The organism is Stenotrophomonas sp. SKA14 (genome assembly GCF_000158575.1).
GTDB lineage: Bacteria > Pseudomonadota > Gammaproteobacteria > Xanthomonadales > Xanthomonadaceae > Stenotrophomonas > Stenotrophomonas forensis.
Map to the genome: position 1 here is coordinate 4,393,962 of NZ_DS999412.1, position 26,287 is coordinate 4,420,248.

Consider the following 26,287-nt stretch of genomic DNA (forward strand, 5'->3'; position numbering starts at 1 on the left):
CCTCCGTTCGTGGGCCGAGGCGATTAAGCCGCGGCGCCGTGCTTGAAGGTCTTCACCGCGCCACCCACGTCAACCAGGTTGCCGCCGGAGCGCATCCAGGCCATGAAGCCCACCTGCCCCTTCTTGACGTAGGCCGAGTCGTTGAAGCGGAACAGGGTCACCGCCATCACGTCGCGGATCTTGTAGTAGCTGAAGTCGCCGAACGCGATCGACGTAGCACCTGCGGCCGGGGCCGGCGCGTGCTGGTTGATCTGGATATCGCGGTTCAACAGACGATCCGGCGCACCGCCCGGATTGCCCTGCTCGTAGCCCGGCACGAAGATCGGCCGGCCCTGATCGTCCTTGACCTTGCGGATCAACTTCAGCATGTCGTCGTGGAACATCCACTTGGCCAGCTGGCGGTACGCTGGATCGACGCTGTGCTCCAGGTCCACCAGGTCGTCGTAGGTGATGATCGGCAGCGCCGAGACGGCGCCGATCTTACCGACAGCCGCGGCGGTGAAGGCGCCCATCGGCTGACCCACACCGGTGCCGACGGTGTAGTTGCGATTGGTAACGCGACCGAGACGGGTCTGCAGGCGTTTCTCGATGAAGCCGGAGACATCGGTGGTGCTGTCCTGCAGCAGCTCCCACGGCACGGTCACCACCTTGGAGCTGTACTTGTAGACTTGCAGGCCCTTGGTGCCAAAGGCCACGTCCTGGTCGGTCGCGGACTGATTCTCGGCAACCAGCTCGCCCTCTTCGGAGGTGCCATCGCTGGTCGGGTACTGCATCGGCTCGCCGCCGGCTGTGCTGAACACATCGGCCACCTGGCGCATGCCGCCGAACGCCTTGAGGGCGTCCAGGATCTGCTGGGCCAGCGTGGTCGGAACCGTGTAGCCACCTTGCTCCGGATTCACGTTCGGGTTACCCGACATGGCCGCATTGACCTGCTTCCAGTCTTCGGCGCTCAGGGCGCTGTCGCCGCCGCGCGCCCAGCGGTCGAACAGGCGCTCCTCGTTCGAGAGGTTGCGGCCGCCGCGGTTGGCGGTGTCGTGTTCACGCACGCCCTGCTCGCGCAGTGCCTCGTCGGCGGTCAGGTCCATGACCTTCTGGTGACGTTCGATCGCCGCGTCGATGCGCTCGATCTCGGAGATGTTGTCGTCGTACTTGGCCTGGTTATCCGGCGTCCACTTGTTGCCGTCACCGGTGCTGGTGTCCAGCAGGTTGCGGGTTTCCTTTGCCAGCGCGGTGCGGCGCTCCCGCTCGGCCTGAATGTTGAAGGGCATTGGTGATTTCCTTGTGTCGAAAAAAAACCGCCTTTCGGCGGTCGGGATGAACTGCGGGCGGGAGTCGCTTACGCAGCAGGGCGTTCCAGCAGCGCCAAGCGGCGCGACAGGTTGGCTTTATGGGCCGCGGCGGCGGCGCCGTCGTCGGGTTCGGGCTTACGGCTGGCCAGCGCGGCAGGGGCGTTGTCGTAGGCGGACAGGTCCCAGGTGTTCGCCGCCTTCTTCTTGCCCACGATCTCCACCACCTCGTCTGCGAAGCCGTGTTCCTTGGCCTCGTCAGCCGTGAACCAGGTCTCTTCATCCATCCACTGGACGATCTGCGACTGATCCTTGCCGGTGCGGCGGGTGTAGTCACCCGCCAGGCCGGCATCGATCTTGGCCAACAGCTCGCCGGTCTTGATCATGTCTGCCTTGTTCCCGACTGTGATCGTCCACGCGTTGTGGATCATGAAACCGGCGCCTTGGCTGATCTCGACCTTGTCGCATGCCATGCAAACCCCCGTCATAGCCGAGGCGGCCAAGCCATCGATATGGGCGATGACCGTTGCCTTGTGTTGGGCAATGGCGGTCATCATCGATCGGGCCGCAAACACGTCGCCGCCGGGCGAGTCGATGCGCAGATGGATCACGTCCGCGTCGATGCCGGCCATGGCCTGAGCAAACATCGTCTCGTCAATATCGCCCCACCACCCGCCGATGACGCCGTGCAGGTAGATGGTCGCCTCCTTGCCCTCGGTCTCCGCCCGGATGGATTTGGATTGCCCGGCGTTGTTCTTGGCCAGCTGCAGCAGCTTAGGAATCGGCATCTTCAGGGTTCCTTTCAGGGTCGTCGCCACCCGGCTTGGCCGGTGGCGCGGGGTCTTTCGGTTGGTAGAGCTTGTCGCCGCCCTCGATGGGAGGCAGGTTCTTGAGGCGGCGGACCTCGTTGACGACCATCCAGCCTTGCGTACCGGGGCCACCCAACGCCTTGCTGAAGTACTCCGCCTGCGTCTTCGAGTCGCCGGCCATGAACATGTCCACGTTGTGCTCAACGAAGTAGCGAGGGGTGCGGAACAGCTTGCGGTTCAGCTCATCCTTGATCCGCTTCAAATGGGGACCCAGCGTGTACTTCACGAAGCCGATGCCCATGCTTTCGATGCCGCTACCCCAGCTGGTTGCCTTGCTCGTCTCGCCAATCATGTGGGGCGGAACACCGAAGGCACGAGCCACGTCGATGACCTGCCACTGCCGCGATTCCAGCAGCTGCTGGTCAACCGCCGACATGGTCAGCTCGTGAACCTCCAGCCCCTCGGTCAAAACCAGCGGAATGCGACGGTTGCCCTGCACCCCGCCGTACTTCTTGACCCAGGCGTCGCGGAAATCGTCCTGCTGTTCCTTGGTCATCTTGTTGGGCGTTCGGATGGCCACTTCTGGCTTGCCGCCCTCGCTGAAGAACTTGCCGGCGTGCTCGTCGCCTTGGATGGCGATGCCGATGCCGTTCCGCGCGCCCCACTGGATCACTGACATGCCGTGCACGCCGTTGAAACCGAAGCCGGGGAAATGGAGCACATCGTCCTGGTCAACGGTGAAGTACCCGTCCGCGTCGTGGAACGTGTACTGCAGGCGCGTCGGTTCCCGTGGGCTGGTCTTCTCCTGCTTGAGGATCATCACCCTGTCGCGGGGCCATGGAATCAGCCCGGTCGCCACGCCCGCGCGGTTGCGCGTCACGTACACCACACCATCACCGCGCAGCAGCATCTGGCCGACCGTGAACTCCCAGCCGGTGGCGCTCGACCAACCGGAGGAAAACTGTTCGTTCAGCAGCCACCAGTAATCGTGCTCAGCCCGCGTGCGGTGCCCGTCCACCCGTTCGAAGACGGGCAGCGGAAGCTGAGATATCGCACCGGCAAGTAGTGAAACGGCAGCGAACACCGCCGAGACCCGCATTGCCGATTCGGGGCTGACGACAGCACCGGAGGCCGTCGTCGGATTTCCAAACACCTCGAACATGCGGAGGCTTGACGATTCGATCACCTCCCCACCGACCAGGGCGTTCATGCTCGCCGCGTTCGCTCTGATCCCGCGATCGATTCCAACCGCAATGGTGAGACGGTCTTTCGCAATCTGTGCGCTCATCAGTCGATCACCACGAAGCCTTGTTGGGTTATGCCGGTGTCCCGCGCCTGCATGGCGCGGCCCATGGCCATGATTAGCGCCACCGCGCCGTCGATCTTGTTTTCCATCTTTTCCTTGCGTGGATAGACGTGTTCCTTGGCATCCACCCTCGCCACGACATTGCCCATCATCCAGGTCATCGCCGCGTTGCCGTCGTGCCACAGGCGGCGCGACAGGATCAGCGCCTCTACTTCCTTCATCGGCTCAGATAGGTTGCGCACGGACTGCGCCATCTCGACAACCGGCAAGCTCTCCTGCTCCAGACGGGTCATCAGATACGCCGCCTGGGCCGGATCGAAGGCAATGTCCCGCACATCGATGCCTTGCGCCGCAAGCTCCTTCAATTCCTCTTCGATGAAGGCGTAGTCGGTCATGTTTCCCGGCGTGGCCACGATCAGGTCATCCAGCAGGAACTGCTGGTACTTCTCGTTTTCCTCCACCGCTGATTCGGGAACATAGAAGCGCGGGATGGCGTAGAAGCTGTCGCCCTTCTCGAACAGGAGCACGACCGCGGCCACGTCCAGCTTCGACGCCAGATCGACGCCGACCCAGCAGGGGCATCCAGCAAAGTCCGAGATCTCAAACCGACGTTTCTGCCGCTGCCAGGCCAGCATGTTCATCCATGCCAGCTTGGCGCCCACCCAGTCGTTCAGGTGCTTGGTGCGGTATGCACTTTGCTTGCTGGCAGAGCGCTTTGCCTTGGCAAGCATGTCGACCAGGAACTGCTCGAACACGGACACCCCGAAATTCGGGTTGGCCTTTCGCAGCACCTCCGGATCGTCCCAGCGGTCGCCCTCGTCAATGCAGTAGATCGCGGCGAACACCGTCTCGTCAGTCACTTCCCCGCGCAGAATGCGGACCGCATCGCTCCGCATCTCGAAGCACGGGCCGGACAGGTTGGTTCCCGCCGTGGTGATGATCGACAAAAGGGGCTGCTCACGCGCGCCCATGCCGGTTTCCATCGCATCGACCATGTGGTCGTCGTCGTGCTCGTGGTACTCGTCCACAAGCGCCGCGTGCGGGCTGGAGCCATCGCCCGGCTTGCCAATCATCGTCTCGAACTTCGACATGTCCTCCATGACGAAGAGCGGACCGGGGTTCTTCGGGTTGCCGGCCTGCTCGATGCCGAACCGCGAGCGCAGCGCCGGCAGCTTCTGCACCATCTGCCAGGCCGGGCGGAACACCTCGTATGCCTGTTTCTCGCTGGTGGCGCCTGAGTACACCTCGGCACCAGCCTCACCGTCGGCACAGAACAGGTACAGGCCGCGCGCGGCCAGCCGGAGCGACTTGCCGTTCTTACGGGCGATCTCCTCGTAGGACCGGCGGAACCGCCTATGCCCGGTCTTCTTGTGGACCCAGCCGAACAGGTTGCACTCGATGAACCGCTGCCAGGGTTCCAGCACCAGCAGCTTCTTCTGCGAAGCCCACTTGCCCTTGGTGTGCGGCATCTTCTCCATGAAACGTACCGCACGATCGGCTTTGTCGGCGTCGTACTTGTAGGGCCAGTCGGCCCCCTTGCGCTTCAGGTCATCGAGGAACCGCTGGCACGCCAACCGGATGTACTCGCCTGCGATGATCTTCCCAGCCGTCACGCCCTTGGCGTAGGCCTTGGCTGATTCGGTGGGCGTCATGGATCAGAACTCGTCGAATGGGTTGCCCTCCGGGGTCTTCTCGGTCCCCAGCTTCTGGCGGTCGGCCGGGGTCAGCCCCAGACGCGCCAGGCAGCCGATCAGGTGGGAGTACTTGGCCGCGACGAACTCGCCTCGGTTGGCACGGAACTCGGATAGCAGCGAGGACGCCACTTCCATGATGAAACGGTCGGCGCTGGTCAGGACACCCGGCAGGGCGCACTTCTCCAGCTCCTTCCAGACCACGGCAACCTCGTCCGGTAGATGGCCGGGCACCGTGCCCAAGGCCTTCCCCGTCTTCGGCACCTCTGTTTTGTAGCGCTGCGGGTTGCGCTTGTCCGCCCCCTTGAGCTTGGCCAGCTCGGCGGGCTGCTTGTGCCTGGCCATCGCCGGTCAGCTCCAAATCCGAAATTCAAATTCTGTGGACGCGCGACGAAAGGGGGGCGCGCGTATCGGTCGAGGATGGCCCTCAACTTTGACCCTCCCCCCTCCCTTTTCGCTCAGCTTTCTGTGGATAACTCTCGATCCATTCAGGTTCACGAGGGGCGCTCGCTACCCTGCCGAACCCACCGTTCTCCCGCGCTGTCTTGGCGCTGTGGCATGGCCGGCACAGCGGCTGCAGGTTGCTGTCGGCGTGGTTGGCGTCGTCACCGTCAACATGGTCGACCTCAGTGGCCGCGCGCACCCTTCCCTGCTCAGCACAGCACCTGCAAAGCGGCTCACGGGCCAGCACCACCGCCCGGATCCGGCGCCACAGCGACGAGTTGGTAGGCAGCGCGCGGCGCCCCTGTCTCTTGCGCACCTGAGCACTGGTCTCCTTGTAGGGGCGCCAGCCGGCTGCGCGGTGCTGCGGTGGCCTCGTGGGCATCAGTAGGGCTTCCCGTCCAGGTCAAGGCGCGCAGGCTCGGCACCCTCTTCCTGCACCGGCGCGCCGGCTTCCTCGCCCAGCAGCTGGGCCACGGCCTGCACCAGCAGCCCCACATGCATGGCCAGCTCGGCGATCTGCTTGCCCTGCTGCTCAATGATCCCGACCAGTCGGTCGATTCGACTGTCGGTGCTGTCTTCGATAAGCGCCGCCAGGGCGGCGTCGGCACCAGCGCGCGCCACCTGCTCAGCAGACAATGCAGCCGCCACCTCTTCAATCCGTGCAGCGTCCATCACCAACCCTCGTCGTTTGCAGTACCAGGCCGCGGCGTATCCACCGCTCGACCCGCTCCCAGTTCGGCTCCAAACCCGTCGCCCGGGCAGTCCACACCACGGCAGCCAGATAGCAACGCAGCCACCAGCGCATGCGGACCGACGCAGTCACTGTCGCGTGCATCAGAACTCCTCCACTGCCCAGCCGCCGCCGTCGCGCTTGCGCTTGACCTTCACCGCAATGAAGCGGAACGGGTACAGGGCCGCTGCGATCTTGATCTTGGCCCGCGCATCATCCTGCCAGTGGCCCTTCACCTCATGGCACTCGATTACGCCATCAGCAGCCACTACAGCAAAATCCGGGGTGTAGAACGTGTTGTCGGCAAGCCTCAGCTTCAGGCCCTCGAACTTGTGCCAGAGGATTTGTCCCGATGCCTCCAGCGCGCGCAGGCGCTCGGCATAGGCCGCCTCGGTCTTGTTCATCTCGCCAGTCTTCAGCCGGCCAAGCGCCAGCAACCGACGATTCACGGCCTCACCGCTTCACGGTCAGCCGCTATCACTGCTTGGGTGCCGCGGACGTGGTCGTCGGCGTCGCGACCGATTTGAACAGCAGCTCCCGCAACCTCTGCTCGTAGTTCGGCGTGCGCATCACGTTCGACGGCGCCGGCGACGGCTTGGGACAGGAGGCTGGTGCTGCAGGTGGCGAGGTCGTCGCGCAGCTGGAGACGCCCAGAGCGCAGGTCAGCCACAACAGCAGCAGGGACGGTCGCGGCCGCAGTGCGGTCTTCTTCATGTTTCGCTCCAATGGTGGCCAGGTTGTCGGCCTGGCGGTGTTCGACGGCGCGGGTCCGGTTCACCTGGTCCGCGACTGCCGCGGCGCCGGCGGCGCGCTGGTCGGCCTCTGTACTCTCCGCCCGGTCACTACGCCAAGCCCAGCCAGCACCAAACATGACAGCGGACCACAGGGCAAAGGCAGCGACGGCGCTGGCGACGCGGTTCACGATCCGCCCTCGCACATGGCGCGCTCAGCAGCGCGGCGGTTCACCAGGCCCTGCACGCGCTTGCCGCCGGCGTAGACCCAGCGGTCCAGTTCAGCGCACCAGCTCGCGGCGGGCTGGCCTGCATTGATACGAGCCACCAGCGTCGAGCGACAGGCTGCGCCCACGCCGACGTTGTAGGTCCAGCTCAGTAACGCGGCAGCTTGGTGGGGCTCCAGCGGGACGCGGATGCAGGATTGAATCCCGGTCAGGTACTGACCCAGCCGGCTGTTCAACTTCTCGGCGCATTCCTGCTCGGTGTAGACCGCCTTCTCCGGGCGGCCGGTATCGCCATAGCAGTAGGTGGCAACCCCAACCATGTCGACGTAGGGGGTGGGCGAGTAGCCTTCCCACGGCTTGACCAGTGCTGCCGCAGCCAGCGCGATGATGGCGGCCGCGCTGCTCCCGATGATTTTGCCCTTCATGCGCGTGCCCTCTGTCGCCATTCCCGCACCCATCGCCAGGCCAGGTAACTGATCTGGCCCACCAGATAGATGATCGTCAGCACCACCACTACGCGATCTAGGTCCGCGCCTGCGGCAACCGCGCTGGCAACCGTTACCGGGGGTGCAGCCTTCGCTACAGCACCAGCAGCAGTGCCAATGATTTCGTCCTTCATGGTGGCCCCGTGGCTCGTCCGGTTCGGCATATGCCCCTCCCGGTTGATTGGTGCCCGCCCCGTTGCCGGTTTGTCTCTTGGGTTGATCCGGTTTGGGATCGCGGGCAAAGAAAAAGCCCCGGCTTGGCCGGGGCTTGCGATTGGATGGTGGCAAGATTGCCCGCTTTTTCGATGACCTAGGAAGTCATCGCTAAGCGACCTTGGACAGCGCCTTGTTGAACTGCCTTACAGCGCGCGCTTCAGCCGAACGGAAGTTGGCCAGCATCCATTCGTAGACCACGCGCCAGAACCGGCTGTAGGCGGACCAGTCCGCGCCGATGGCGCCAGCACGCTTACGACCACTCAGCGGCTCGAAGCCAGTGCCGCCGCAGTCTTCGCACTCCACGGCTCCGGCAAGCACAGGATTACGCAAGACCTTCTTCCCACCGCATCGAGAGCACTCGCATGCGCCGGCCATCTCTGCGATTACCGCGCCGGCCAGCACGCCCAGCTGCTCCATCGTGTTGTTCGGCCAGGCCGCTGCCCGCGCGTCTTCCAGCGCCTGCTCCGCGCGGCGTAGCTCGCGGCGCTGCACATCAGTTACGGTGCCGCCGCCCCAGCCCATACTGGCCTTGGCAATCCCGAACTCCGTCCGGGCATCGGCAAGGGCATGCATCTGACGGGTGAACTCCGGCGCCACCAGGCCGACAACTGCCTGGCGCAGCTGTTCGCGACGGCGCTGACCGCTCTCGGGCCACCACAGCGCCTGCAGAAGCTCATGCCCGAGACCATGTGGGACATCCGCCAACGCAGCAACGATCTCCTGGGTAGAGGGGCCGCCGACGCCCCCTTCAAAGCTCATGGTCCGTGGCCCGGTCCGGCTGGACAGCAGTTCGCGTGCGTTGATCATTTCCATGTGCCTTCCCCTTGGTGGTTTGCTCGTGCAGCGCGTGATCGCGCCGGTTCGTTGATTGCTGAGGCCCTTTTGAGGCCCTCTACAGGGAGATGGTCGGCTGTAGCCTCACCGTCACCATTCGGGCGTACACCGGCCTCATGCTCCAGTGCATCCGCTGCCATATCGCGCTCGCCGGATTCGACCAGGTCGAGCCCAACGTCGACGGCTTCGGGTTGCACTTCATGTGCCCCAGATGCGGACGCCGCAACGACCTTCACGTCGTCGGCAGGGATGAGTGCGGAGCGCTGATCGACCAGTTCCCGCTCCCCGGCGGCTCCCATCAGGACGCCCCCGGCCCAGCGGGCTCTGCGGCATAGTGCGTGATTGCATGGTTGTCACCCCGCCAGCTGCCGAACACCGGCCGCTTGCTCACCGAGTCCCACAGCATCAGCCGCGTGCCGTCCTGCGGCGCCTCGGCGATAGGAAGCCACTCGGGCCTCGGCGGAAGCGAGATCAGGTCCTCCAGCCACTGCAGGGCTGTGTCGGTGTCCTCGAAGAACTGTTCCTCGCTTTCGCCGTATAGCTCATCGATCTCCGGTCCGAAGTCGACAACCCATTGGGGATAGCGCTCGCCACCACCCACCGTCCATTCCCAAGCTGCGTTGACGACCGACAGGCCACGGCGTTTGGCCGCTGCGATGATCTTCCGCTTGCTCATGCTCGCTGCTCCCAGCTGGCCGTCAGGCGCTGCACCTGCCCGCCGCGAGCCTCGAACTGCTCCACTGTCTCGGCCGGCCGCTGGCCGTCCTTTTCCTTGCCCCATGCTTTCGCCGGGGCCAGGCCGGACAGCCGCTCCACCTGCGCCCTGTTGATGGTCATCTTGTCCGCCGTGCGCAGGCCTGCCGCCCCGCCTCGCCTCGCGGCCCGGCGCAGCGCTTGCTTGTGTGCCTTGTCGAGACGGCAGTGCTCGCGCTGCTCGTCCGTCACAACGAACGCCCGGGGCATGCCGATACCCGACAGGCGGAACACCGCCCGTTGGCCAATGCCATCCTTGACCAGGTAGCTGGCCTCGGTCAGGTCTCGCAGCGCGCAGCGGATTCGATCACGGTCGGTGGGCGTCGTTGCCCCCACGCCCTGGTAGATCTCGCGGGCCATCAGCGCCGCGGATGGCTGGCGCTCGAACAGCGCGCGCACTCGGCCTGCATTGGTCTTACTCCTTTCCATCATGGTCATGCCCTCAATTCGTTCACGTAGGTCTGATTGGCAATCAGCTCGTCATCGGAGCCATACGTCTCGTGGAAGGTCCGCGAGCCATCCATCAGGCTCGGGCCGTAGATCTGGCGCATCGTCGCGAAGGTGTTCCCCTCCATTGGATGCCGCATGTGGTGCCACTTGCAGAGGGCGTAGCCGAACATGTGACCGCGCCGCAGATTCCCGCTCTTGGCGTGGTTGTAGTCGCAGCCGTAGACCACCAGCTCCGCCTCCAGCAGCTGCTGCTCCAGCAGCGCCAGGCAGGCCATGCAAGGGCCCGTCTTGGCCAGCTCGATACGGGCGGCCTCTTCCTTCGCCGGCGGCGGTGCCTTCGACCACATCAGCGCAACTCCGGAATCGGGCCGGCATACCGGGTGATCGGGATCTGCCGCATGCCATCGCGCCACACTGTCATGCCGCGGGATGCGTACATCACCAGCGGCTTCACCCCATAGCCATAGGCCAGATACCAGCCGGCCACGGCCACCGGCTCACTCACCGGGCGCACCTCAACGTCGAAGTGATCGGGGCTCCTCATGCCGCTTTGCCCCCCAGTAGGTCCGCGATCGCGGCCAGGTGCGCGCGGGTCCGAGCGTCGGCGGTCGGCGATGCCTCTACCGTGCCGGCCAGCAGCGCCACCGGATTGAATGCCGGGGTGGCCGGCGGCAACGCGAGGTGTTCCGCGACCTGCTCATGCGTCAGCCGCCCGGCAGCCACGGCCTGCTGCAGCACACCATCCCGGCCTGACACGTCAACGCCGAGGGACAGCTGGTAGGTCGCCACCCGGTGTGCAGCGCGCGTCTCCTTCACCAACCGCGCATACACCTCCAGGAACGCCTGCCGAGCTGCGATCTTGTCGCCCGCCCGAACCAGCGGCAGCGCGGCTGCCCAAGCATCCCGGGTCTGCTCGGTCCAAACCAGCGTAACCGCCTCGTCAGCCGCCCGGATTGCCAATGCCCAAGCTTCGTTGGGGGCCGGGTGGCCATCGTCAATCCGCTCCAAGATCGCTGCCAGGCTCAGTCGACCCTTCACCTCACGGCGGCAGGCAGTAAGCGCAGCGGCCAGCACCCGCAGCGGATACGCCACCAGATCCAGCACCATGTACGTCGCCGCGTTTGAGGTGATCTGCTCGCCCATGACCTCGGCGGTAGCGGTCAGCATGTCCACCAGCTGATCCTGCTCTGCGTCAGTGAGCATTGGTCGCCCCCCTAAGTTTGCGCAGCTTCGCCTTGGCCTCGTATGCAGCGTTGGCGTTGCTCTGGGTTTGGTCCTGCTGGTGGGCGCTGGCCTGAGTCATCTGGCGGCCAGTTGCCCACTGGGTGCGGTATGCCTCTGCACCGGCCAGCAGCACGCCCAAGTCGTGCATCCGCTTCGCGGCGTACTGCTCGTTGACGCTCAGGAACCAGCGGGCAACCTGGGGTGCTTCCTCCCGGCCAAGCCGCTTCACCAGGCCTCGTACGTTGGTGTTGACCTTGGCGTTGCGGACCGGGTCCACGCCGTGGCGCAGGCGGTAGGCCGTCCGGTAGGCGGTCCACGTCGCCTTGCAGGCTTCCTGCATCTGCGCCTCCAGTTCCTCCTCCGTCGGCGGCGCGACCAGCGCCGGAACTGGCGGTTCATCTGACGGTTCAATGGGGGTTATATGACGGTTAGGCGGCACGGGGCGCACCTCCAGACCTGCGCCCGGTGCATCCCCCACTGCATGGGGCGCACCCGGGGGTGCATCGGGCGCACCCCCTGCACGGGGCGCATCACCTGCGCCCCGTGCATCCCCACCCTTCGCCGTTTTCCGCTTGCCCTTCGCCGCGGCGGCATCGGCGTTGAACTTGTCCGGCGTGACCGCATAGACGTTGCTGCTGTTGAACCTACGCTCGCGAGTCAGCAGGCCAACCACCTCCAGATGATCCATGGCCGTGCGCACAGCGCGCGCAGACATGCAGCAGCGCTTGCCGATCGTAGCGATGGCCGGCCAGCACACGCCCTCGTCATTGGCCTGGTCCGCCAGCGAGATCAGCACGGCCTTCTGCGTGACGCTCAGGCCCTGCAGCGGCCAGCACTGCGACATGATGATGGTCGACATATCAGAGCCCCAGCGACATGTTCTGACCCGGGGCCACCGGCCACCAGGTGCAGGCCGGCTTGCCAGTAGTGGCACAAGGCGCTGACGGGCCGCGCCAGATGCGACCCTCGCGGGCCAGCTCCGGCAGACGACGGCCCAACATGTGGCGGTCAAGGCCGGTCAGCGCCGACAGGTGCAGGCTGCTGTGCCCCGGATGACGGATCACCGCGGCTTCCGTCTTGGCATGCTGGACGCGCAACGCACCGCTGGCGACAAGGTCGGTAGCAGCGGCGTGGCTGGTGTGCGGATCGGTGGAGCGCGCGCGTAGGCTGCTCATCTGTACTACCTCGTAGGGTCTTCGGGCCGTTTCAGTCCCTGAAAAGGGACCACTTCGCCGTTGCTTCGCGGGAGCCGGTAGCGGCGCCCAAGTTCGCCGCGTGCCAGCTCTGTCGCGGCCTCCTCGGGAGTGATTCCCCGCGAGGCCGCGTATTGATCAAGCTGCTTTCGCTGGTCGCGCGACAGCTGAATTTCCATGGACCCTCCCCAGGGACTCGTTGGGTCCTTCAGGCCACATCACGGTCGGGGCTACGCTGTTCCAACGCGGCAAGGCCGGCCAGCACCAGGTCACGAACGAACACCGCAGGCTGACGCCCGTTGAAGTTCGCTGCCGCATCGATCAAGGCCTTTTCCGTGTCGTTGAACCGGACCTTGATCGGGTTGTCACGAAGGTTCGAAGGATCTGCGTACATATCCGTATGAGAAGTTCAGGAGGGAGTGGTGGAACGAACTGCTACAGCGCGCGGCACGTCAGCCACGTTTCTTGATCAGGTCCGGCCGGAGACTTCTGGCTGCGGCCAACCCCGCGTTGAAGATCAGTGCGATATCCTCGCCAGCGAGGTCGTGCTGCACCGCGTATTCGCGGATGCGCGACAGGTGGTGCTCCCGCACCTGCTCGGGGGTCTGGTCAGGCATTGGGGTTCTCCATGGAGACGGAACAAATCGAAACTCGCGGCGCGGACGGCCGCAGGGTGTGGGTCATCAAGCACTTCACACGCATCGACACCTCGGACCTCGACGGGCCAAGCTGGATCGAGGGGATGGCAAGGCACACGCTCGGAGACGGCAGCGCCGTCAATGCCGTCGCAGACGGATTTGAGGTGGTCGCGACTGGGGAGCGCTTGGTTCGGCTGTAGCCCATCAAGCCACCTCAATTGGGGCGATTCGCTCTGCATCGGGGTCTTCGTTCGCCGGTTTGACCGGCTCCCGCTGCTCGATGTGTCCCAGCAGCTTCATCACCTGGGGCAGCGCCGGCAGCGCGCCCTCTTCGGACCAGCCAGCTACCTGCTCGGCAGGCAACTGCAGAACCTTGGCCAGCTGCCCGTCGTTTGCCATGTGCAGATAGCTACGCAGCGCGCGCTTCGTCCACTTCGCATCGACCATGGGCTCAGACTCGCCGCTCATGGCTGCTGGAGTGGCGGCCCGGAACAGGTCCGGGCGAAGGTCAGCAGCTGCAACGGCATTGTCGGTCGCGTCCGCGATCCGAACGGCCAGTCTGGCGCTTACCGTTTTGTGGCCCCTGGCGATCATGTAGAGAGTGGCGGCGCTGCATCTGGCGTTAGACGCCGTGCTGCCCAACACCGGGCACCCGATCTTGGCGGTGCCCCCCTTCGATATGGCGTAGTCGGTGAGGTTCATACCCTGCACATTACCGTTTCGGTTATACGAGCGCAATACCGTTTCGGTCATTTCCTGAAATGGTAATGGATAGGACCATTGCGACCATGGACGCCAGCACCCTCAGAACCATCAACATGCGCCAACGCGTGGCCGCCGCTGGCGGCCCGGCCGACTGGGCACGCCAGTTCGGCGGAACTCGCTGGCAGCAGCCGCAGGTCAGTCAGTGGATCTCAGAGACGAATCCGAAAGGAATCGGCCATCGCCTGGCGCGCGATCTAGAGGCAGCGATGGGCCTCCCGACCGGGGCTCTCGACCGTGCTTCCGGCGAATCTCAATCTATGGGACTCGACGTTCCTACTCTTCGCTCCGCAATACGGCTGCTGCAGTTGGTGTCAGAGATCCGCGGTGGCGGCCCTGTACCGACCATCGACGCCAACGCCCTCGCCATCGCTTACGAGACGATTGCGGCAGAGGCGCGGACGCTCGATGACAACAACGTGTTGGATTTCATGCGCGCATTTGTCGAGCGGTTGGAGCGAAAGGGGGGTAAGGATGGCGTTACGAGAGGACCAGCTGCAGGAACTGGCGCAGCGGCTGGCTAGGGCGATGGATGGGGACAGAGCGCCGGCAGTGCCCGCACCACGTCTCCGCCTTGTGCCCGAAAAGGCACCGCGAGGCATGAACAGCCTCACCAAGGACTCGCATTACCGCATGATTCGCCACTATCGGCGGCATTGGGGACCTGCGATGCAAATGCTGATCGATCAGGCGTGCTTCGGGCTAACCGGCATTGAAGAACTGGAGGACAACCAGCTCATTGCCCTGCACCGCGACATGGAACGAGGAATGGAGTGCATGCGCGACGGCGTTTCATTCGAGGATGCGGGCCTACTCCGCCCCAGGTACGAATAGTCTCCCCTTGAACTAAGGCCCCTCTACGGGGCCTTTTTTGTGGCGGTGAAGCCTCACCGGCTGGCTCATTCGATACCAATTACCGTTTTGGTATTGACGATCAATAACCGTTTCGGTAATGTTCTCCACAGCCACCCATACAGCCCCATCCCGGGGCCGGGCGCAGGAGATCACCCATGGCCACCATGTCTGTCGGCGTCAGCAAGGCGCCACCCTCCGTAGTCGCCATGCCCGCAGTGGGCATGGTCGCAATCAAGGTCGGCGCCGCCAGCCTGTACGTTGAGCAGGAGGAGGCGGATCGCCTCGCCCTGGATATTCAGCAGGCAGCGCTGGAGCTGCGCAGCAGTACGGCGGCCGCCGCATGAGCGTCGCCCTCGCCCACCACTCCAACGCCCAGCGCGCGGCCGCCGCCGCCGGCATCGTTGCCCGCGCCGGGCGCCGCTGGGGCCTCCTCCCCCACCAGGTCGTCGCATCCGCCAGCTTCGCCGCCAATGCCGTACTGCGGCAGGGCAAGAGCGCTGCAGGTGCTGTCGCCGCCGCTCGTCGCGCAGCGCGTGCGCAGGCAGGTGCTGCATGAGCGCCGCCGCCCCGAGCCTCCCCGTCATCGAAGTGCCTGGCTGTGGCATGCGCTTGCGAGTGATGAAGGATCCGGCCGGCTGGAGCGTGTCGGGCTGGCGCCGGACGAAAGGCGCAACGGCCATGGCCGTGTACGTGTCCACCGACTCCGCGCCGACTTTCATGGAGACCGCCGGCCAGCACCACGTCATTGCCGGTCGCACCTACATCGCACTCCCGCCAGCGAGCCAGAAGAAGCTGCGGGCGTTCATTGCCTCCACCGAGGGCGCAAGCGCTCAGGATGGTGTTGCATGAACCGCTTCAAGTGCGGTGATCGAGTGCAGGTCACGGCATCCGAGTACGACCAGCCGAACCTTGCCGTAGGGCAGACCGGAGTTGTCGCCGACACCTTTGGTCGCAATTCGCTGCTGGTCTGCATGGACTCAGGGCCGTACCGCACCCCGCCGGACGGCGACGGTTGGATCTTCCTTGTCGAGGAAGTGCGCAAGCTCGAAGGCGGTGCCTGGTGACCGACCCCGACTTCTTCGCCGCCATGGCCGTCGGCATCCCGCCCATCACCCCGCCCGCCGGCCCCGCGCCCGCGCCGGCCGTGCCCACCACCGAACAGGAGACCGAGTAATGCGCCACCTGGCCCTGCCCTTCTTCTGCGCCGTCGTGGTTGGCCTGCTGCTCGCCACGCTCTCTTGGGCGCTGCGCAACCAGCTCGAACCCGTTGCCCTCGCCTGCGCCATCGGCGCCGTGTTCTTCGCATGGCGCTGCTGGGAAGACCTCCAGACCACTTGGCCAGCCTTCAAGGCCGAGATGCAGCGGCGCAGCGCCGAGCGCCAGCGCGCACCACTGGCCGCAGACGACACCCACTGAGCAACCGCCCGCCCGGGTGACCGGGCTCCGCGCCGGCCGGACTTCCACTCGCCGGCAACCCATTCGAGGGAACCGCATGCGCAATCAACTCGACATCTTCGACCACGACCCGGCACGCCTCGCAAAGGCAAACCGCGACGCTGCCGAGCATGCCCTGACTGACGTGCAGTTCTCCCACAAGGTCCGCCAGGAACGAGCAGCCCACTACACCGCCGAGGCGGTGCGTCTGGAAGCCCTGGCAGCTCTCTGCAGTCCAACCCGCGCCGCCGAAGGCGGCACCCACCGCAACGCGAGGAACGCACGTTGAACGCCATCACCATCCGCACCAAGGGTGAATCGGAGATCTCGATCTCCGCCGGAACCTTCCAGCCCGGGCAGCTGATCGAACTCAATGCTGACCAGGCTATCCACCATCACCCCACTGGGCACACGAAGCTGTTCGCCGACGGCACCAGCGCTGCGGGCACCGACCCGCGCACCGATCACGTGGCGGTGATCGACCACGCCACCGGCCTGATGTGGGCGGTCAAGTCCATCGGCGGCAGCGATGGGGACCCGATGAGCCAGCCCGACTGCGAGAAGGCCTGCATCGAGCTTCGCCTGCTGGGCCATGACGACTGGCGTCTTCCCACCCGCGCAGAGCTGGTCGCCCTGGTCGATGACACCCGCCATGAGCCTGCCATCGATACCGCGCTGTTCCCCGGCGTGCTGCCTCGCTGGCACTGGACCAGCACGGCGGCCGCCTGGTCCTCGGCGTCCGCGTGGGTCGTCAATTTTTACTGCGGCGGCGTCGACGACTACCTCCCCCGCTACGACGGCGGGTTCGCGTTGGCCGTGCGTCGTGCCGGTCAGTAATTGGCCCTTTTGATCCTTTCCCTGGAGCAACCATGAACCCCATCATCCTCAAGAAGATCGGCGCCGACCGCAACCAGCTGCCGGACGATTCCATCGACCACGTCGCCGTGTTCCTGCCCGACTACGGCCTGACCTTCACTGCCACCAGCATCGTGGAAAGCGATGTTCCGCATGCTGACTGCGAATCCGCCGCCAAGGCCCTGGACCTGCTCGGCCACACCGACTGGGATCTGCCGACCATCGAGGAACTGCAGCTGCTGATCGACCGCAGCCGCTACTCGCCGGCCATCAACACCGACTTCTTCAAGGACATCCAGAACGACTGGTACTGGTCGAAGACCCCGGCCGCCTGGTCCTCGGCGTCCGCGTGGGGCGTCGATTTCAACCTCGGCTACGTCAGCTACGACCACCGCGGCAGCCACGGGTTCGCGTTGGCCGTGCGTCGTGCCGGTCAGTAATTGGCCCTTTTGATCCTTTCCCTGGAGCAACCATGAACCCCATCATCCTCAAGAAGATCGGCGCCGACCGCAACCAGCTGCCGGACGATTCCATCGACCACGTCGCCGTGTTCCTGCCCGACTACGGCCTGACCTTCACTGCCACCAGCATCGTGGAAAGCGATGTTCCGCATGCTGACTGCGAATCCGCCGCCAAGGCCCTGGACCTGCTCGGCCACACCGACTGGGATCTGCCGACCATCGAGGAACTGCAGCTGCTGATCGACCGCAGCCGCTACTCGCCGGCCATCAACACCGACTTCTTCAAGGACATCCAGAACGACTGGTACTGGTCGAAGACCCCGGCCGCCTGGTCCTCGGCGTCCGCGTGGCTCGTCTCTTTCAGCTACGGCCTCGTCTACGACGGCCTCCGCCTCACCAACGGGTTCGCGTTGGCCGTGCGTCGTGCCGGTCAGTAATTGGCCCTTTTGATCCTTTCCCTGGAGCAACCATGAACCCCATCATCCTCAAGAAGATCGGCGCCGACCGCAACCAGCTGCCGGACGATTCCATCGACCACGTCGCCGTGTTCCTGCCCGACTACGGCCTGACCTTCACTGCCACCAGCATCGTGGAAAGCGATGTTCCGCATGCTGACTGCGAATCCGCCGCCAAGGCCCTGGACCTGCTCGGCCACACCGACTGGGATCTGCCGACCATCGAGGAACTGCAGCTGCTGATCGACCGCAGCCGCTACTCGCCGGCCATCAACACCGACTTCTTCAAGGACATCCAGAACGACTGGTACTGGTCGAAGACCCCGGCCGCCTGGTCCTCGGCGTCCGCGTGGTTCGTCGATTTCTACGACGGCCTCGTCGGCGACTACCGCCGCAGCGACGGCGGGTTCGCGTTGGCCGTGCGTCGTGCCGGTCAGTAATTGGCCCTTTTGATCCTTTCCCTGGAGCAACCATGAACCCCATCATCCTCAAGAAGATCGGCGCCGACCGCAACCAGCTGCCGGACGATTCCATCGACCACGTCGCCGTGTTCCTGCCCGACTACGGCCTGACCTTCACTGCCACCAGCATCGTGGAAAGCGATGTTCCGCATGCTGACTGCGAATCCGCCGCCAAGGCCCTGGACCTGCTCGGCCACACCGACTGGGATCTGCCGACCATCGAGGAACTGCAGCTGCTGATCGACCGCAGCCGCTACTCGCCGGCCATCAACACCGACTTCTTCAAGGACATCCAGAACGACTGGTACTGGTCGAAGACCCCGGCCGCCTGGTCCTCGGCGTCCGCGTGGGGCGTCGATTTCAACCTCGGCTACGTCAGCTACGACCACCGCGGCAGCCACGGGTTCGCGTTGGCCGTGCGTCGTGCCGGTCAGTAATTGGCCCTTTTGATCCTTTCCCTGGAGCAACCATGAACCCCATCATCCTCAAGAAGATCGGCGCCGACCGCAACCAGCTGCCGGACGATTCCATCGACCACGTCGCCGTGTTCCTGCCCGACTACGGCCTGACCTTCACTGCCACCAGCATCGTGGAAAGCGATGTTCCGCATGCTGACTGCGAATCCGCCGCCAAGGCCCTGGACCTGCTCGGCCACACCGACTGGGATCTGCCGACCATCGAGGAACTGCAGCTGCTGATCGACCGCAGCCGCTACTCGCCGGCCATCAACACCGACTTCTTCAAGGACATCCAGAACGACTGGTACTGGTCGAAGACCCCGGCCGCCTGGTCCTCGGCGTCCGCGTGGCTCGTCTCTTTCAGCTACGGCCTCGTCTACGACGGCCTCCGCCTCACCAACGGGTTCGCGTTGGCCGTGCGTCGTGCCGGTCAGTAATTGGCCCTTTTGATCCTTTCCCTGGAGCAACCATGAACCCCATCATCCTCAAGAAGATCGGCGCCGACCGCAACCAGCTGCCGGACGATTCCATCGACCACGTCGCCGTGTTCCTGCCCGACTACGGCCTGACCTTCACTGCCACCAGCATCGTGGAAAGCGATGTTCCGCATGCTGACTGCGAATCCGCCGCCAAGGCCCTGGACCTGCTCGGCCACACCGACTGGGATCTGCCGACCATCGAGGAACTGCAGCTGCTGATCGACCGCAGCCGCTACTCGCCGGCCATCAACACCGACTTCTTCAAGGACATCCAGAACGACTGGTACTGGTCGAAGACCCCGGCCGCCTGGTCCTCGGCGTCCGCGTGGTTCGTCGATTTCTACGACGGCCTCGTCGGCGACTACCGCCGCAGCGACGGCGGGTTCGCGTTGGCCGTGCGTCGTGCCGGTCAGTAATTGGCCCTTTTGATCCTTTCCCTGGAGCAACCATGAACCCCATCATCCTCAAGAAGATCGGCGCCGACCGCAACCAGCTGCCGGACGATTCCATCGACCACGTCGCCGTGTTCCTGCCCGACTACGGCCTGACCTTCACTGCCACCAGCATCGTGGAAAGCGATGTTCCGCATGCTGACTGCGAATCCGCCGCCAAGGCCCTGGACCTGCTCGGCCACACCGACTGGGATCTGCCGACCATCGAGGAACTGCAGCTGCTGATCGACCGCAGCCGCTACTCGCCGGCCATCAACACCGACTTCTTCAAGGACATCCAGAACGACTGGTACTGGTCGAAGACCCCGGCCGCCTGGTCCTCGGCGTCCGCGTGGTACGTCTATTTCAGCAGCGGCGCCGTCTACAACAACCGCCGCCACGACCTCGGGTTCGCGTTGGCCGTGCGTCGTGCCGGTCAGTGATTTGATTTTCTGCTGAGGCTTTCCCGATGACCTCTCGTTTCCAGCCCCCACCCATCATCAAGGCCGCCGAACACATGGCGGTCGAGATCGAGAACGCCGTGCGCCGGTTCGCCCGCTATCACCGCTACCAGATTGGCAGCGACTTGCGCGCGCGTTCCCAGCAGGTGTTCATCAACGCCAACAACGCCTGGCGTGAGCGCGCCGAGCAGGCGCGGTGGGTGGCGGTGCTGGTGCGGGATATTGATGCTCTCAAGCAGCTCCTGCAGATCGGCAAAAGGGTTGGCGCCTTCGCCAGCTTCCGCCAGTTTGAAATGCTTATCCGCCAAGCCGAAGAGCTGGGCATGCAGGCCGGTGGCTGGCGCCGCCGCCTGCGCGAAGTCTCCCATGCCCAGAATGCGCAAGCCGACGGCGTCGCGCAGCGTGGCAAGAAACTGAGTACCCGTACCGCCCTTGCGGGGGCCAACTCATGACGAAGCCGCGCTATCCGCATCCGGGCTGCGCGGCCTGGTCGCAAGTGTATGGGGAGGCGGCCGCCTGGTCCTCGGCGTCCGCGTGGAACGTCAATTTCAACAACGGCAACGTCAACAACAACCACCGCAACAACAACGGGTTCGCGTTGGCCGTGCGTCGTGCCGGTGAGTTTCAGGGAGAGGTAGGCCTGCAGGAGTTGTACCAGGCTTGGCGGCGTGCGCGCCGCCAGAAGGTTCCGAGCTTCAACCAGCTGCGATTCGACCACCGCTGGGCCGATGGCCTGCTGCAGCTTCAGCAAGAGCTGGTGGCATGCCACTGGCAGCCGCGGCCCTCGACGTGCTTCGTGGCCACCCGGCCCAAGGCGCGCGAGATCCACGCACCAGACTTCGCCGACCGCGTGGTGCACCACTGGCTGGTGCCGCAGCTGGAAGCGCTGTGGGAGCCGACGTTCATCCATGACAGCTATGCCAACCGCAAGGGGCGTGGCAGCCACGCGGCCGTGCGACGGGCGCAGCAGTTCGTGCGCCAGGTGCACAGCGGCCAGGGCGGCGGCTGGTATCTGCAGCTCGACGTGGCCAACTTCTTCAACAGCATCCACCGGCCTACCCTGTGGCGGATGCTGCGCACTCGCCTGCGGCTCCGTGGCGCACCGCTGGTGGTCCAGCAGGCCACCCATGCCCTGCTGCGCCGTTCGCCGCTACACGCGGGTGTCCAGTACCGGGCCACTGCTGCCGAGCAGGCGCAGGTTCCACCGCACAAGCGGCTGGCCAACGCCCCGGCCGGGCGTGGCCTGCCGATCGGCAACCTGTCCAGCCAGTTCTTCGCCAACGTCTACCTGGACGCGCTGGACCAGTTCGCCAAACACGTGCTCAAGGCCAAACGCTACCTGCGCTACGTCGATGACTTCGTGCTGTTCCACCACGACCGCGAGCAGCTGGCCGCCTGGCGCGACCAGATCGAGGCCTTCTTACAGGACCAGCTCGGCCTGCGCCTGAAGGCCGAGCAGAAGCTCTGCCGACTGACCGACGGCTTGGACTTCCTCGGATACGTGATCTACCCGACTCATACCCTGGCTCGGCGCCGAGTGGTTGGGCACCTGCACACGGCGCTGGCCGAATGGGAAGGAAAGCACGTGCACGGCGAAAGCCTCCGCGCCACGCCGGCGGACTTCCGTGAGCTATCCAACCGCATCGCCAGCTTTGCCGGCCATCTGCTGCACGCCAGCAGCCACCGGCTGATGCATCGCGTCCACATTCGATTCCCCTGGCTGCGCTCTGCAGCCCGACCGCGACGGTTCAGCTACAAGGCAGAGCGGCGCATCCATTCAATCCGCTGGATCAAAGAGGTGCCCGCCCATGGCTGACCTGCTGCTCACCGCTGCACAGGCCAAGCACACAGCGCGCGTCTTCCTCAGCGAGGCGCGAGCGCGACGGAATGGCCTCGGCTGCTGGTTCTCCTTCAACGCTGCACAGCGTGCACGCATCCGCGCCACTGCACCTGCCCCGCTTCCGGAACCGCCGCGCGCACCGGCACTGCCGGCCCAACTGGACCTGTTCGTATGACCGCACCACTGCCCATTTCCCCGGCCACCGTTGTCGAGGCCACCAAAGCGTCGTCGCCCGTCGCTGCGGTCGTCGCTGCCATGCGGCGTGTCGATCCCGCCGGCGGCGCCGTTGCCGCCAACCAGGTGCGCACGTGGGCCGACACCCTCATGACCGCGCTCTACTCCGCGCAGCCTGTGCGCTGGGAATACCGCCTAAAGGACGACTTCAAACCGGGTTGCTGGGCCCAGGCCGATGCAGGGCACGTGTATGCCGCCCACCAGCGTGGCCTCGTTGTCCGTGCCCTGTTCGAGACACCGCGCGTGGTCCAACCGGAGAAGCTGCACGAGTTCCGGGGGCGCGTGTGCGTCCGCTGCGGCGACAGTGAGGATTGGGCCGGGCCGGATTGTGAGCCTCTGATCCAGACAGTCGACCCGCGCACCCTGCTCCCCTTCGATCCCAGCTGGCTCATTCAGCCACTGCAGTGGCTCATCGATGCGCCGGCCCACCTCAACACCTACGACCGCCGCCACCGCGCTGCGCAAGCCGCCTTCCTGCTGGAAAAGCTCGAAGCCCACATCCAGGAGTGCAACAAGTCATGACCCAGGAACATATCAGCCACCCCGAAGGGTTGCCGAACTGCGCCGCCGGCCACCGCGCGCGCCACATCCACGACAAGCGCTGCGCATACGCCGGTGGCGGCCACCTGGTCGAATGCGCCTGCAGGTCGACCAGCAAGCACGCCGATCCCGACAAGGCCATCGCGGCATGGACCAGGCTCAACCGGCCGGCGCGCAGCGCGCGGGCATCGGCCTCGCCGGCTGTCGCCGACAACGTCGTGCAGTTCAACCTCAGCCTGGTCGAAAGGACCGCAAAGCCCACCCGCGTCAGGGCCAGCGCCGAAGGAGGCCGCCCGTGATCGGAGACGTTCTACAGTTCCGCGACCTGCAGGAGCTGTGCCGGCCCGGGAAGCGCCCACGGCTCGCCACCGTTGAGCGCTGGGCCAAGCAGCGCAAGATCCGCGTGCAGTACGACGGTCAGGGCGGTGTCTGGACCACTACAGCCGCCCTCAACGAGGCCCTGGGCCTCAGCACCACCGCCACCAGTGCTTTCGAGAACGAGAGCTACCCCGCTTCGCTGATCTGAAAGGACGCACAGCAGCACCATGGCACGACCTCGAAAGGCCGCACCCAACCTGCCGAAGCACATTGACCACACCCGCCTCCCGGTGGGGATCTACTGGGATCCCACCGGGAGAGGTCGCTGGTATGTGCGCAACCCTCACGAAGAGGGCCACGGCTTCCGGAAGAAGACTGTAGCCGGGCCCAGCGCGCGGCTATCGGACCTGCACGCGATCATGGAGGCGCGCCAAGGCGAAGCACTGCGCGGCACGATCGCTTACGTCATCGACCAGCATGCCAAGAGCCTTGCCTTTGCGCAGCTGGGCCCGAAGACGCAACAGGGCTACAAAGAGTACGCGGCCGCAATCAAGGTCTATCCGCTGAAGAACGGCACCAGCCTTGGCGATGCAGTGGTGGATCGCCTCACGCCAGGTTTCATCCGGCGGCTGATCGACGTGATCGCAATGGGGAGGCCAGGACAGAAGCCCGGCGAGGCCGATACTCCGGGCTATCCCACCAAGGCAAATCACTGGCTACGCTACCTGCGGCGCGTCTTCGGCTGGGCGCGCGAGCACGACCATGTCACGACGAATCCTGCTGCAGGCATCAAGCAGGTCAAAGAAAAGGCAGACCACCGCATGCCGCCGGCGGATGTATTCCGACGTGTCCAGGCGTATGCGAAGAACTGCAGCGCGCGCGGGCCTCGCGCGAAGGGTGCTGTACCAGCGTACCTGTGGGCGGCGATGGAGCTGGCGTATCAGGCACGTTTACGCGGAATTGAGGTACTGACACTCACTGACGCCCATGTCGAGGGCGAGCTACTGCGGACGAACCGCCGGAAAGGTAGCCGCGACAACCTGGTGCGCAAAGGCGCGGAAACCGAAGAGGCGATAGCGCTGCTACGGGCTCGCCGCGCAGCGATTTGGAGTAAGAGAGGGGGAGTTGTACCCGTCCTGGCCGAGAACCGCTATCTGCTCGTCAGCGAGGACGGCGAACGGTTGACCGAGGCGGGTTGGCAGACTGCCTGGGGGCGCATGATGCGCAATGCGGTGAAGGACGGGATTCTGAGACAGGACGAACGGTTCGGTCTACACAGCTTGAAACACCGCGGCGTGACAGACACCAGGGGTGACAAGAAGACAGCGAGCGGCCATAAGACGGACGCGATGATTCACGTTTATGACCACTCACTGCCAGTTGTCGAGGAATCCGGAAGCGAGCAAGGAGGCTCGACTATTAGAGCCAGTTAAGGGGAAATGCCTATTCCGCTTTGGGAGCGCTTTTCGGCGTGTCAGAGTGCTCGCGGGAGCTGGAATCCGATTTCGGGTCAACAATTGCTCGAGCCATCCCCGCAGCCTGGTTCGCAGCAGTCGCTGCCTGCTGCGCGGCCGATGACGACTTCTCTGCTGCGGCAGTCAACTGCGCAGTTTCTCGTCCTGAATCGAAGCTTGCACCTGCCAGAGCCATCGCTGCAAAAACCAGACCAACGACAACACCACCTGTGGCAATCGTTGTCGTGATGAACGTGCTTTTCAATCCTCGCAGATCTCGAAGCTGCTCGCCCATAGTGGCGAACTGCGCTTGGTACAGCTTGTCGCGCTCATCAATCCTTACTATAAGGCTGTCAATTTTCCCCGCGGTTTCAGCCGCGCGAGCGTCCATCCGAGCCTCGATAGCTTGAAGCTTTGCGTCAATCTCTTCGCGCGATGGGTGGTTCATTTGATCTGAGTAATTCGCCCTGGCACTAGCTTCATCCGGCGCGTCTGCAGGGCTTTTTTTGGGAGACCCCGAAGAAGCGGACTTGGAACGGACATCCCTTTCGGTAGGTTCTGGCCGACCATCTTCCCTCGTATCATCAACATGTCCCTGAGTGCGTGGATCATGCTCAAGAAATGGTAACGTCGCGGACGAAGGCTTCACCCGTTCCAACACCATATCAGTAGGACCTGAATGGTCGCTTTGACCCGTCAAGTCTAATTGGCGAACAGTTACATTCCCGTTAGATAGATCCAAGCCGGGCCAATTGCTAGCCGCATTGATGAACGCGCTCTTTTTGGTTCTGGCAAAAACCACGACCGCCATCTCGCCGTCATTCATCCAATCCGTGAGGTCCGGCCAAACAAGATCAGGTGAACGGGAAACAAAGTTTCCGCGTCGCCCCTCAGCCGGAACGTCCGAGTACCGACTCATAAGGTTCAGTCCTCAGATGGCGAAGTGCCTTCGGCCTTAGCAGCTTTGCTCGCCGCTTTGAGCTGCTGCTCTCTACGCCGCCTCTCCTCGATCTGAGCGCCGATTTCCGTAAACATGGGCCCGAACTTCTTGAAAATCGGGTAGGGGATCATGATCGTGGCTACTGGTACGACACTCGCAACTGCTGGGATTTCCTCCGCCTCGTACCCATCGCTTGAAAGTGACCGGCGCTCAACACCAGTCTGCCTTTCGCCAATCCCGGCCCTCGTGAAGGTCAGATGGATCAGCCCGTCCGGGGTTGGCCCGCCAATCTCGAGCGCACTAGCAAATTCAGTGGGAATCGTCTTGCTCATTCACAAACCTCGTCCATGACTACGTAGCCGTTGGAGATCCCATGGCTCTAGGATCATTCGCCGGAAATAGTACCCATGACAACTCTGACTGAACAGCATATCTATAACGAGTTATCCGGAGTCAATTCCGGATTGGCCGCTATTCTCGGACGAACCTACAGATAAGTCATTGATTCAATTGGCGCGCCCGACAGGAATCGAACCTGTAACCGCCGGCTTAGAAGGCCGGTGCTCTATCCAGTTGAGCTACGGGCGCCCGAACCGGAACGATGTCCAATCCGACGTGGCGTGGGATTGGTCGGGGTAGAGGGATTCGAACCCCCGACATCCTGCTCCCAAAGCAGGCGCGCTACCAGACTGCGCTATACCCCGGTCTTGCAATCCCCTCGGGCCAGGCCCGGGGAGTCGTTCATTGTCGCCAAGCGCATCGCGAACTGTCAACGCAGGCGCGACCGGTCATGAATCCGCCACGGCACCCTGCATGGTCATCGGCTATGCTC

General features: G+C 64.4%; 48 protein-coding genes and 2 tRNA genes. 24 read left to right on the top strand and 26 right to left on the bottom strand.

What is annotated here, in order from left to right; translation table 11 throughout:
• Positions 1-23: 23 nt before the first annotated feature.
• The 21 genes from SSKA14_RS20025 to SSKA14_RS23885 form a co-directional block, all read right to left on the bottom strand.
• Positions 24-1,268: a phage major capsid protein gene (locus SSKA14_RS20025; RefSeq protein ID WP_008268073.1), complete on the bottom strand. Its 1,245-nt coding sequence runs from the start codon at positions 1,266-1,268 to the stop codon at positions 24-26.
• 68 nt (positions 1,269-1,336) lie between these two features.
• Positions 1,337-2,074, bottom strand: a complete 738-nt coding sequence (locus SSKA14_RS20030; RefSeq protein ID WP_008266667.1) for a head maturation protease, ClpP-related — start codon at positions 2,072-2,074, stop codon at positions 1,337-1,339.
• The gene (locus SSKA14_RS20035; RefSeq protein WP_050413394.1) at positions 2,061-3,383 is read right to left on the bottom strand and encodes a phage portal protein; all 1,323 of its coding nucleotides are present in this window, start codon (positions 3,381-3,383) and stop codon (positions 2,061-2,063) included. Before SSKA14_RS20035 ends, SSKA14_RS20030 begins: the two co-directional genes overlap by 14 nt.
• Entirely contained in the window at positions 3,383-5,053 is a 1,671-nt protein-coding gene (locus tag SSKA14_RS20040; protein WP_008267593.1) for a terminase TerL endonuclease subunit, read from the bottom strand. Before SSKA14_RS20040 ends, SSKA14_RS20035 begins: the two co-directional genes overlap by 1 nt.
• 3 nt (positions 5,054-5,056) lie before the next feature.
• Complete coding sequence (locus SSKA14_RS20045) at positions 5,057-5,437, bottom strand: hypothetical protein (protein WP_008267407.1); 381 nt, start codon at positions 5,435-5,437, stop codon at positions 5,057-5,059.
• Positions 5,438-5,519: 82 nt separating this feature from the next.
• Positions 5,520-5,918, bottom strand: coding sequence for an HNH endonuclease signature motif containing protein (locus SSKA14_RS23605; protein ID WP_040008711.1), 399 nt, complete (start codon positions 5,916-5,918; stop codon positions 5,520-5,522).
• Positions 5,918-6,208 (bottom strand): hypothetical protein, encoded by a 291-nt coding sequence (locus SSKA14_RS20055; RefSeq protein WP_008267706.1) that lies wholly within the window; start codon positions 6,206-6,208, stop codon positions 5,918-5,920. The genes SSKA14_RS23605 and SSKA14_RS20055 overlap by 1 nt, the downstream gene beginning before the upstream one ends.
• A 162-nt stretch (positions 6,209-6,370) precedes the next feature.
• Positions 6,371-6,670 (bottom strand): hypothetical protein, encoded by a 300-nt coding sequence (locus SSKA14_RS20060; protein WP_008267189.1) that lies wholly within the window; start codon positions 6,668-6,670, stop codon positions 6,371-6,373.
• 73 nt (positions 6,671-6,743) lie between these two features.
• Entirely contained in the window at positions 6,744-6,980 is a 237-nt protein-coding gene (locus tag SSKA14_RS24355) for a hypothetical protein (RefSeq protein ID WP_008267155.1), read from the bottom strand.
• Between the two features lie 204 nt (positions 6,981-7,184).
• Complete coding sequence (locus tag SSKA14_RS20070; RefSeq protein WP_008266053.1) at positions 7,185-7,649, bottom strand: lysozyme; 465 nt, start codon at positions 7,647-7,649, stop codon at positions 7,185-7,187.
• On the bottom strand, positions 7,646-7,843 hold the full coding sequence (locus SSKA14_RS20075) for a hypothetical protein (protein ID WP_008265460.1): 198 nt from the start codon (positions 7,841-7,843) through the stop codon (positions 7,646-7,648). The genes SSKA14_RS20070 and SSKA14_RS20075 overlap by 4 nt, the downstream gene beginning before the upstream one ends.
• Before the next feature lie 190 nt (positions 7,844-8,033).
• Positions 8,034-8,738 (bottom strand): hypothetical protein, encoded by a 705-nt coding sequence (locus tag SSKA14_RS20080; RefSeq protein ID WP_008267535.1) that lies wholly within the window; start codon positions 8,736-8,738, stop codon positions 8,034-8,036.
• Positions 8,739-9,057: 319 nt separating this feature from the next.
• On the bottom strand, positions 9,058-9,435 hold the full coding sequence (locus SSKA14_RS20090) for a hypothetical protein (RefSeq protein ID WP_008266477.1): 378 nt from the start codon (positions 9,433-9,435) through the stop codon (positions 9,058-9,060).
• Entirely contained in the window at positions 9,432-9,950 is a 519-nt protein-coding gene (locus SSKA14_RS20095) for a hypothetical protein (RefSeq protein WP_157635989.1), read from the bottom strand. Before SSKA14_RS20095 ends, SSKA14_RS20090 begins: the two co-directional genes overlap by 4 nt.
• Positions 9,947-10,309, bottom strand: a complete 363-nt coding sequence (locus SSKA14_RS20100; protein WP_008266755.1) for a Ref family recombination enhancement nuclease — start codon at positions 10,307-10,309, stop codon at positions 9,947-9,949. Before SSKA14_RS20100 ends, SSKA14_RS20095 begins: the two co-directional genes overlap by 4 nt.
• The gene (locus SSKA14_RS20105) at positions 10,309-10,506 is read right to left on the bottom strand and encodes a hypothetical protein (RefSeq protein ID WP_040008728.1); all 198 of its coding nucleotides are present in this window, start codon (positions 10,504-10,506) and stop codon (positions 10,309-10,311) included. Before SSKA14_RS20105 ends, SSKA14_RS20100 begins: the two co-directional genes overlap by 1 nt.
• The gene (locus SSKA14_RS20110) at positions 10,503-11,129 is read right to left on the bottom strand and encodes a hypothetical protein (protein ID WP_232281444.1); all 627 of its coding nucleotides are present in this window, start codon (positions 11,127-11,129) and stop codon (positions 10,503-10,505) included. Before SSKA14_RS20110 ends, SSKA14_RS20105 begins: the two co-directional genes overlap by 4 nt.
• Positions 11,130-11,154: 25 nt before the next feature.
• The gene (locus SSKA14_RS20115) at positions 11,155-12,045 is read right to left on the bottom strand and encodes a helix-turn-helix domain-containing protein (protein WP_040008731.1); all 891 of its coding nucleotides are present in this window, start codon (positions 12,043-12,045) and stop codon (positions 11,155-11,157) included.
• A gap of 1 nt (position 12,046) precedes the next feature.
• Positions 12,047-12,361 carry a hypothetical protein gene (locus SSKA14_RS20120; RefSeq protein ID WP_008266064.1) on the bottom strand — a complete coding sequence of 105 codons (315 nt, stop codon included), beginning with the start codon at positions 12,359-12,361 and terminating at the stop codon, positions 12,047-12,049.
• A 226-nt stretch (positions 12,362-12,587) separates the two neighbouring features.
• Complete coding sequence (locus SSKA14_RS20125; protein WP_008268731.1) at positions 12,588-12,773, bottom strand: hypothetical protein; 186 nt, start codon at positions 12,771-12,773, stop codon at positions 12,588-12,590.
• A 58-nt stretch (positions 12,774-12,831) separates the two neighbouring features.
• Positions 12,832-12,996: a hypothetical protein gene (locus tag SSKA14_RS23885; RefSeq protein ID WP_008267849.1), complete on the bottom strand. Its 165-nt coding sequence runs from the start codon at positions 12,994-12,996 to the stop codon at positions 12,832-12,834.
• 11 nt (positions 12,997-13,007) lie between these two features.
• On the opposite strand from SSKA14_RS23885, the gene SSKA14_RS20130 reads away from it, so the two are divergent.
• Complete coding sequence (locus SSKA14_RS20130; RefSeq protein WP_040008734.1) at positions 13,008-13,217, top strand: hypothetical protein; 210 nt, start codon at positions 13,008-13,010, stop codon at positions 13,215-13,217.
• A 4-nt stretch (positions 13,218-13,221) separates the two neighbouring features.
• Here SSKA14_RS20130 and SSKA14_RS24025 read toward each other — a convergent pair whose 3' ends face one another.
• The gene (locus SSKA14_RS24025) at positions 13,222-13,719 is read right to left on the bottom strand and encodes a hypothetical protein (RefSeq protein WP_198283615.1); all 498 of its coding nucleotides are present in this window, start codon (positions 13,717-13,719) and stop codon (positions 13,222-13,224) included.
• 65 nt (positions 13,720-13,784) lie between these two features.
• Between SSKA14_RS24025 and SSKA14_RS24030 the strand changes: the two genes are divergently transcribed.
• The 23 genes from SSKA14_RS24030 (at position 13,785) to SSKA14_RS20250 (ending at position 24,494) form a co-directional block, all read left to right on the top strand.
• Entirely contained in the window at positions 13,785-14,303 is a 519-nt protein-coding gene (locus SSKA14_RS24030) for a hypothetical protein (RefSeq protein WP_050413395.1), read from the top strand.
• 76 nt (positions 14,304-14,379) lie between these two features.
• Positions 14,380-14,613 (top strand): hypothetical protein, encoded by a 234-nt coding sequence (locus tag SSKA14_RS20145; protein ID WP_040008737.1) that lies wholly within the window; start codon positions 14,380-14,382, stop codon positions 14,611-14,613.
• 176 nt (positions 14,614-14,789) lie between these two features.
• On the top strand, positions 14,790-14,978 hold the full coding sequence (locus SSKA14_RS20150; RefSeq protein WP_157635991.1) for a hypothetical protein: 189 nt from the start codon (positions 14,790-14,792) through the stop codon (positions 14,976-14,978).
• On the top strand, positions 14,975-15,190 hold the full coding sequence (locus SSKA14_RS20155; protein ID WP_008266697.1) for a hypothetical protein: 216 nt from the start codon (positions 14,975-14,977) through the stop codon (positions 15,188-15,190). Before SSKA14_RS20150 ends, SSKA14_RS20155 begins: the two co-directional genes overlap by 4 nt.
• Positions 15,187-15,483 (top strand): hypothetical protein, encoded by a 297-nt coding sequence (locus tag SSKA14_RS20160; RefSeq protein ID WP_232281418.1) that lies wholly within the window; start codon positions 15,187-15,189, stop codon positions 15,481-15,483. Before SSKA14_RS20155 ends, SSKA14_RS20160 begins: the two co-directional genes overlap by 4 nt.
• Positions 15,480-15,698, top strand: coding sequence for a hypothetical protein (locus SSKA14_RS20165; protein WP_008265104.1), 219 nt, complete (start codon positions 15,480-15,482; stop codon positions 15,696-15,698). The genes SSKA14_RS20160 and SSKA14_RS20165 overlap by 4 nt, the downstream gene beginning before the upstream one ends.
• A gap of 109 nt (positions 15,699-15,807) precedes the next feature.
• Positions 15,808-16,050, top strand: coding sequence for a hypothetical protein (locus tag SSKA14_RS20170; RefSeq protein ID WP_008267830.1), 243 nt, complete (start codon positions 15,808-15,810; stop codon positions 16,048-16,050).
• A gap of 76 nt (positions 16,051-16,126) precedes the next feature.
• Positions 16,127-16,357 carry a hypothetical protein gene (locus SSKA14_RS20175; protein ID WP_008267276.1) on the top strand — a complete coding sequence of 77 codons (231 nt, stop codon included), beginning with the start codon at positions 16,127-16,129 and terminating at the stop codon, positions 16,355-16,357.
• Entirely contained in the window at positions 16,354-16,905 is a 552-nt protein-coding gene (locus SSKA14_RS23100; RefSeq protein WP_008267840.1) for a DUF1566 domain-containing protein, read from the top strand. Before SSKA14_RS20175 ends, SSKA14_RS23100 begins: the two co-directional genes overlap by 4 nt.
• A 32-nt stretch (positions 16,906-16,937) precedes the next feature.
• On the top strand, positions 16,938-17,363 hold the full coding sequence (locus SSKA14_RS23105; RefSeq protein ID WP_008267811.1) for a DUF1566 domain-containing protein: 426 nt from the start codon (positions 16,938-16,940) through the stop codon (positions 17,361-17,363).
• 32 nt (positions 17,364-17,395) lie between these two features.
• Positions 17,396-17,821: a DUF1566 domain-containing protein gene (locus SSKA14_RS23110; RefSeq protein WP_008265407.1), complete on the top strand. Its 426-nt coding sequence runs from the start codon at positions 17,396-17,398 to the stop codon at positions 17,819-17,821.
• Positions 17,822-17,853: 32 nt separating this feature from the next.
• Complete coding sequence (locus SSKA14_RS23115) at positions 17,854-18,279, top strand: DUF1566 domain-containing protein (RefSeq protein WP_008264729.1); 426 nt, start codon at positions 17,854-17,856, stop codon at positions 18,277-18,279.
• A gap of 32 nt (positions 18,280-18,311) precedes the next feature.
• The gene (locus SSKA14_RS23120) at positions 18,312-18,737 is read left to right on the top strand and encodes a DUF1566 domain-containing protein (RefSeq protein WP_008267811.1); all 426 of its coding nucleotides are present in this window, start codon (positions 18,312-18,314) and stop codon (positions 18,735-18,737) included.
• Positions 18,738-18,769: 32 nt separating this feature from the next.
• Positions 18,770-19,195, top strand: coding sequence for a DUF1566 domain-containing protein (locus tag SSKA14_RS23125; protein ID WP_008265407.1), 426 nt, complete (start codon positions 18,770-18,772; stop codon positions 19,193-19,195).
• A 32-nt stretch (positions 19,196-19,227) separates the two neighbouring features.
• Positions 19,228-19,653, top strand: a complete 426-nt coding sequence (locus SSKA14_RS23130; RefSeq protein ID WP_008264729.1) for a DUF1566 domain-containing protein — start codon at positions 19,228-19,230, stop codon at positions 19,651-19,653.
• A gap of 32 nt (positions 19,654-19,685) precedes the next feature.
• On the top strand, positions 19,686-20,111 hold the full coding sequence (locus SSKA14_RS23135) for a DUF1566 domain-containing protein (RefSeq protein WP_008266674.1): 426 nt from the start codon (positions 19,686-19,688) through the stop codon (positions 20,109-20,111).
• Positions 20,112-20,137: 26 nt separating this feature from the next.
• Entirely contained in the window at positions 20,138-20,581 is a 444-nt protein-coding gene (locus SSKA14_RS20220) for a four helix bundle protein (RefSeq protein WP_008267229.1), read from the top strand.
• Positions 20,578-21,945, top strand: a complete 1,368-nt coding sequence (locus tag SSKA14_RS20225) for an RNA-directed DNA polymerase (RefSeq protein WP_008266720.1) — start codon at positions 20,578-20,580, stop codon at positions 21,943-21,945. Before SSKA14_RS20220 ends, SSKA14_RS20225 begins: the two co-directional genes overlap by 4 nt.
• On the top strand, positions 21,938-22,144 hold the full coding sequence (locus tag SSKA14_RS20230; RefSeq protein ID WP_008265340.1) for a hypothetical protein: 207 nt from the start codon (positions 21,938-21,940) through the stop codon (positions 22,142-22,144). The genes SSKA14_RS20225 and SSKA14_RS20230 overlap by 8 nt, the downstream gene beginning before the upstream one ends.
• Positions 22,141-22,725, top strand: a complete 585-nt coding sequence (locus SSKA14_RS20235) for a hypothetical protein (protein ID WP_040008739.1) — start codon at positions 22,141-22,143, stop codon at positions 22,723-22,725. Before SSKA14_RS20230 ends, SSKA14_RS20235 begins: the two co-directional genes overlap by 4 nt.
• Complete coding sequence (locus SSKA14_RS20240) at positions 22,722-23,042, top strand: hypothetical protein (RefSeq protein ID WP_040008741.1); 321 nt, start codon at positions 22,722-22,724, stop codon at positions 23,040-23,042. The genes SSKA14_RS20235 and SSKA14_RS20240 overlap by 4 nt, the downstream gene beginning before the upstream one ends.
• A complete protein-coding gene (locus SSKA14_RS20245) occupies positions 23,039-23,269 on the top strand; it encodes a hypothetical protein (RefSeq protein WP_008264565.1) in 231 nt (76 codons plus the stop codon). Before SSKA14_RS20240 ends, SSKA14_RS20245 begins: the two co-directional genes overlap by 4 nt.
• Before the next feature lie 19 nt (positions 23,270-23,288).
• Positions 23,289-24,494: an integrase gene (locus SSKA14_RS20250; RefSeq protein ID WP_232281419.1), complete on the top strand. Its 1,206-nt coding sequence runs from the start codon at positions 23,289-23,291 to the stop codon at positions 24,492-24,494.
• A 10-nt stretch (positions 24,495-24,504) separates the two neighbouring features.
• On the opposite strand, the gene SSKA14_RS23890 is transcribed toward SSKA14_RS20250, so the two are convergent.
• The 4 genes from SSKA14_RS23890 to SSKA14_RS20270 all read right to left on the bottom strand — a co-directional run bounded on the left by SSKA14_RS23890 (position 24,505) and on the right by SSKA14_RS20270 (position 26,159).
• On the bottom strand, positions 24,505-25,341 hold the full coding sequence (locus SSKA14_RS23890; protein WP_157635993.1) for a hypothetical protein: 837 nt from the start codon (positions 25,339-25,341) through the stop codon (positions 24,505-24,507).
• Between the two features lie 98 nt (positions 25,342-25,439).
• Entirely contained in the window at positions 25,440-25,787 is a 348-nt protein-coding gene (locus SSKA14_RS20260) for a hypothetical protein (protein WP_040008746.1), read from the bottom strand.
• Positions 25,788-25,966: 179 nt separating this feature from the next.
• Positions 25,967-26,043: transfer RNA gene (locus SSKA14_RS20265), tRNA-Arg, on the bottom strand.
• A gap of 39 nt (positions 26,044-26,082) precedes the next feature.
• Positions 26,083-26,159: transfer RNA gene (locus tag SSKA14_RS20270), tRNA-Pro, on the bottom strand.
• Positions 26,160-26,287 lie beyond the last annotated feature (128 nt).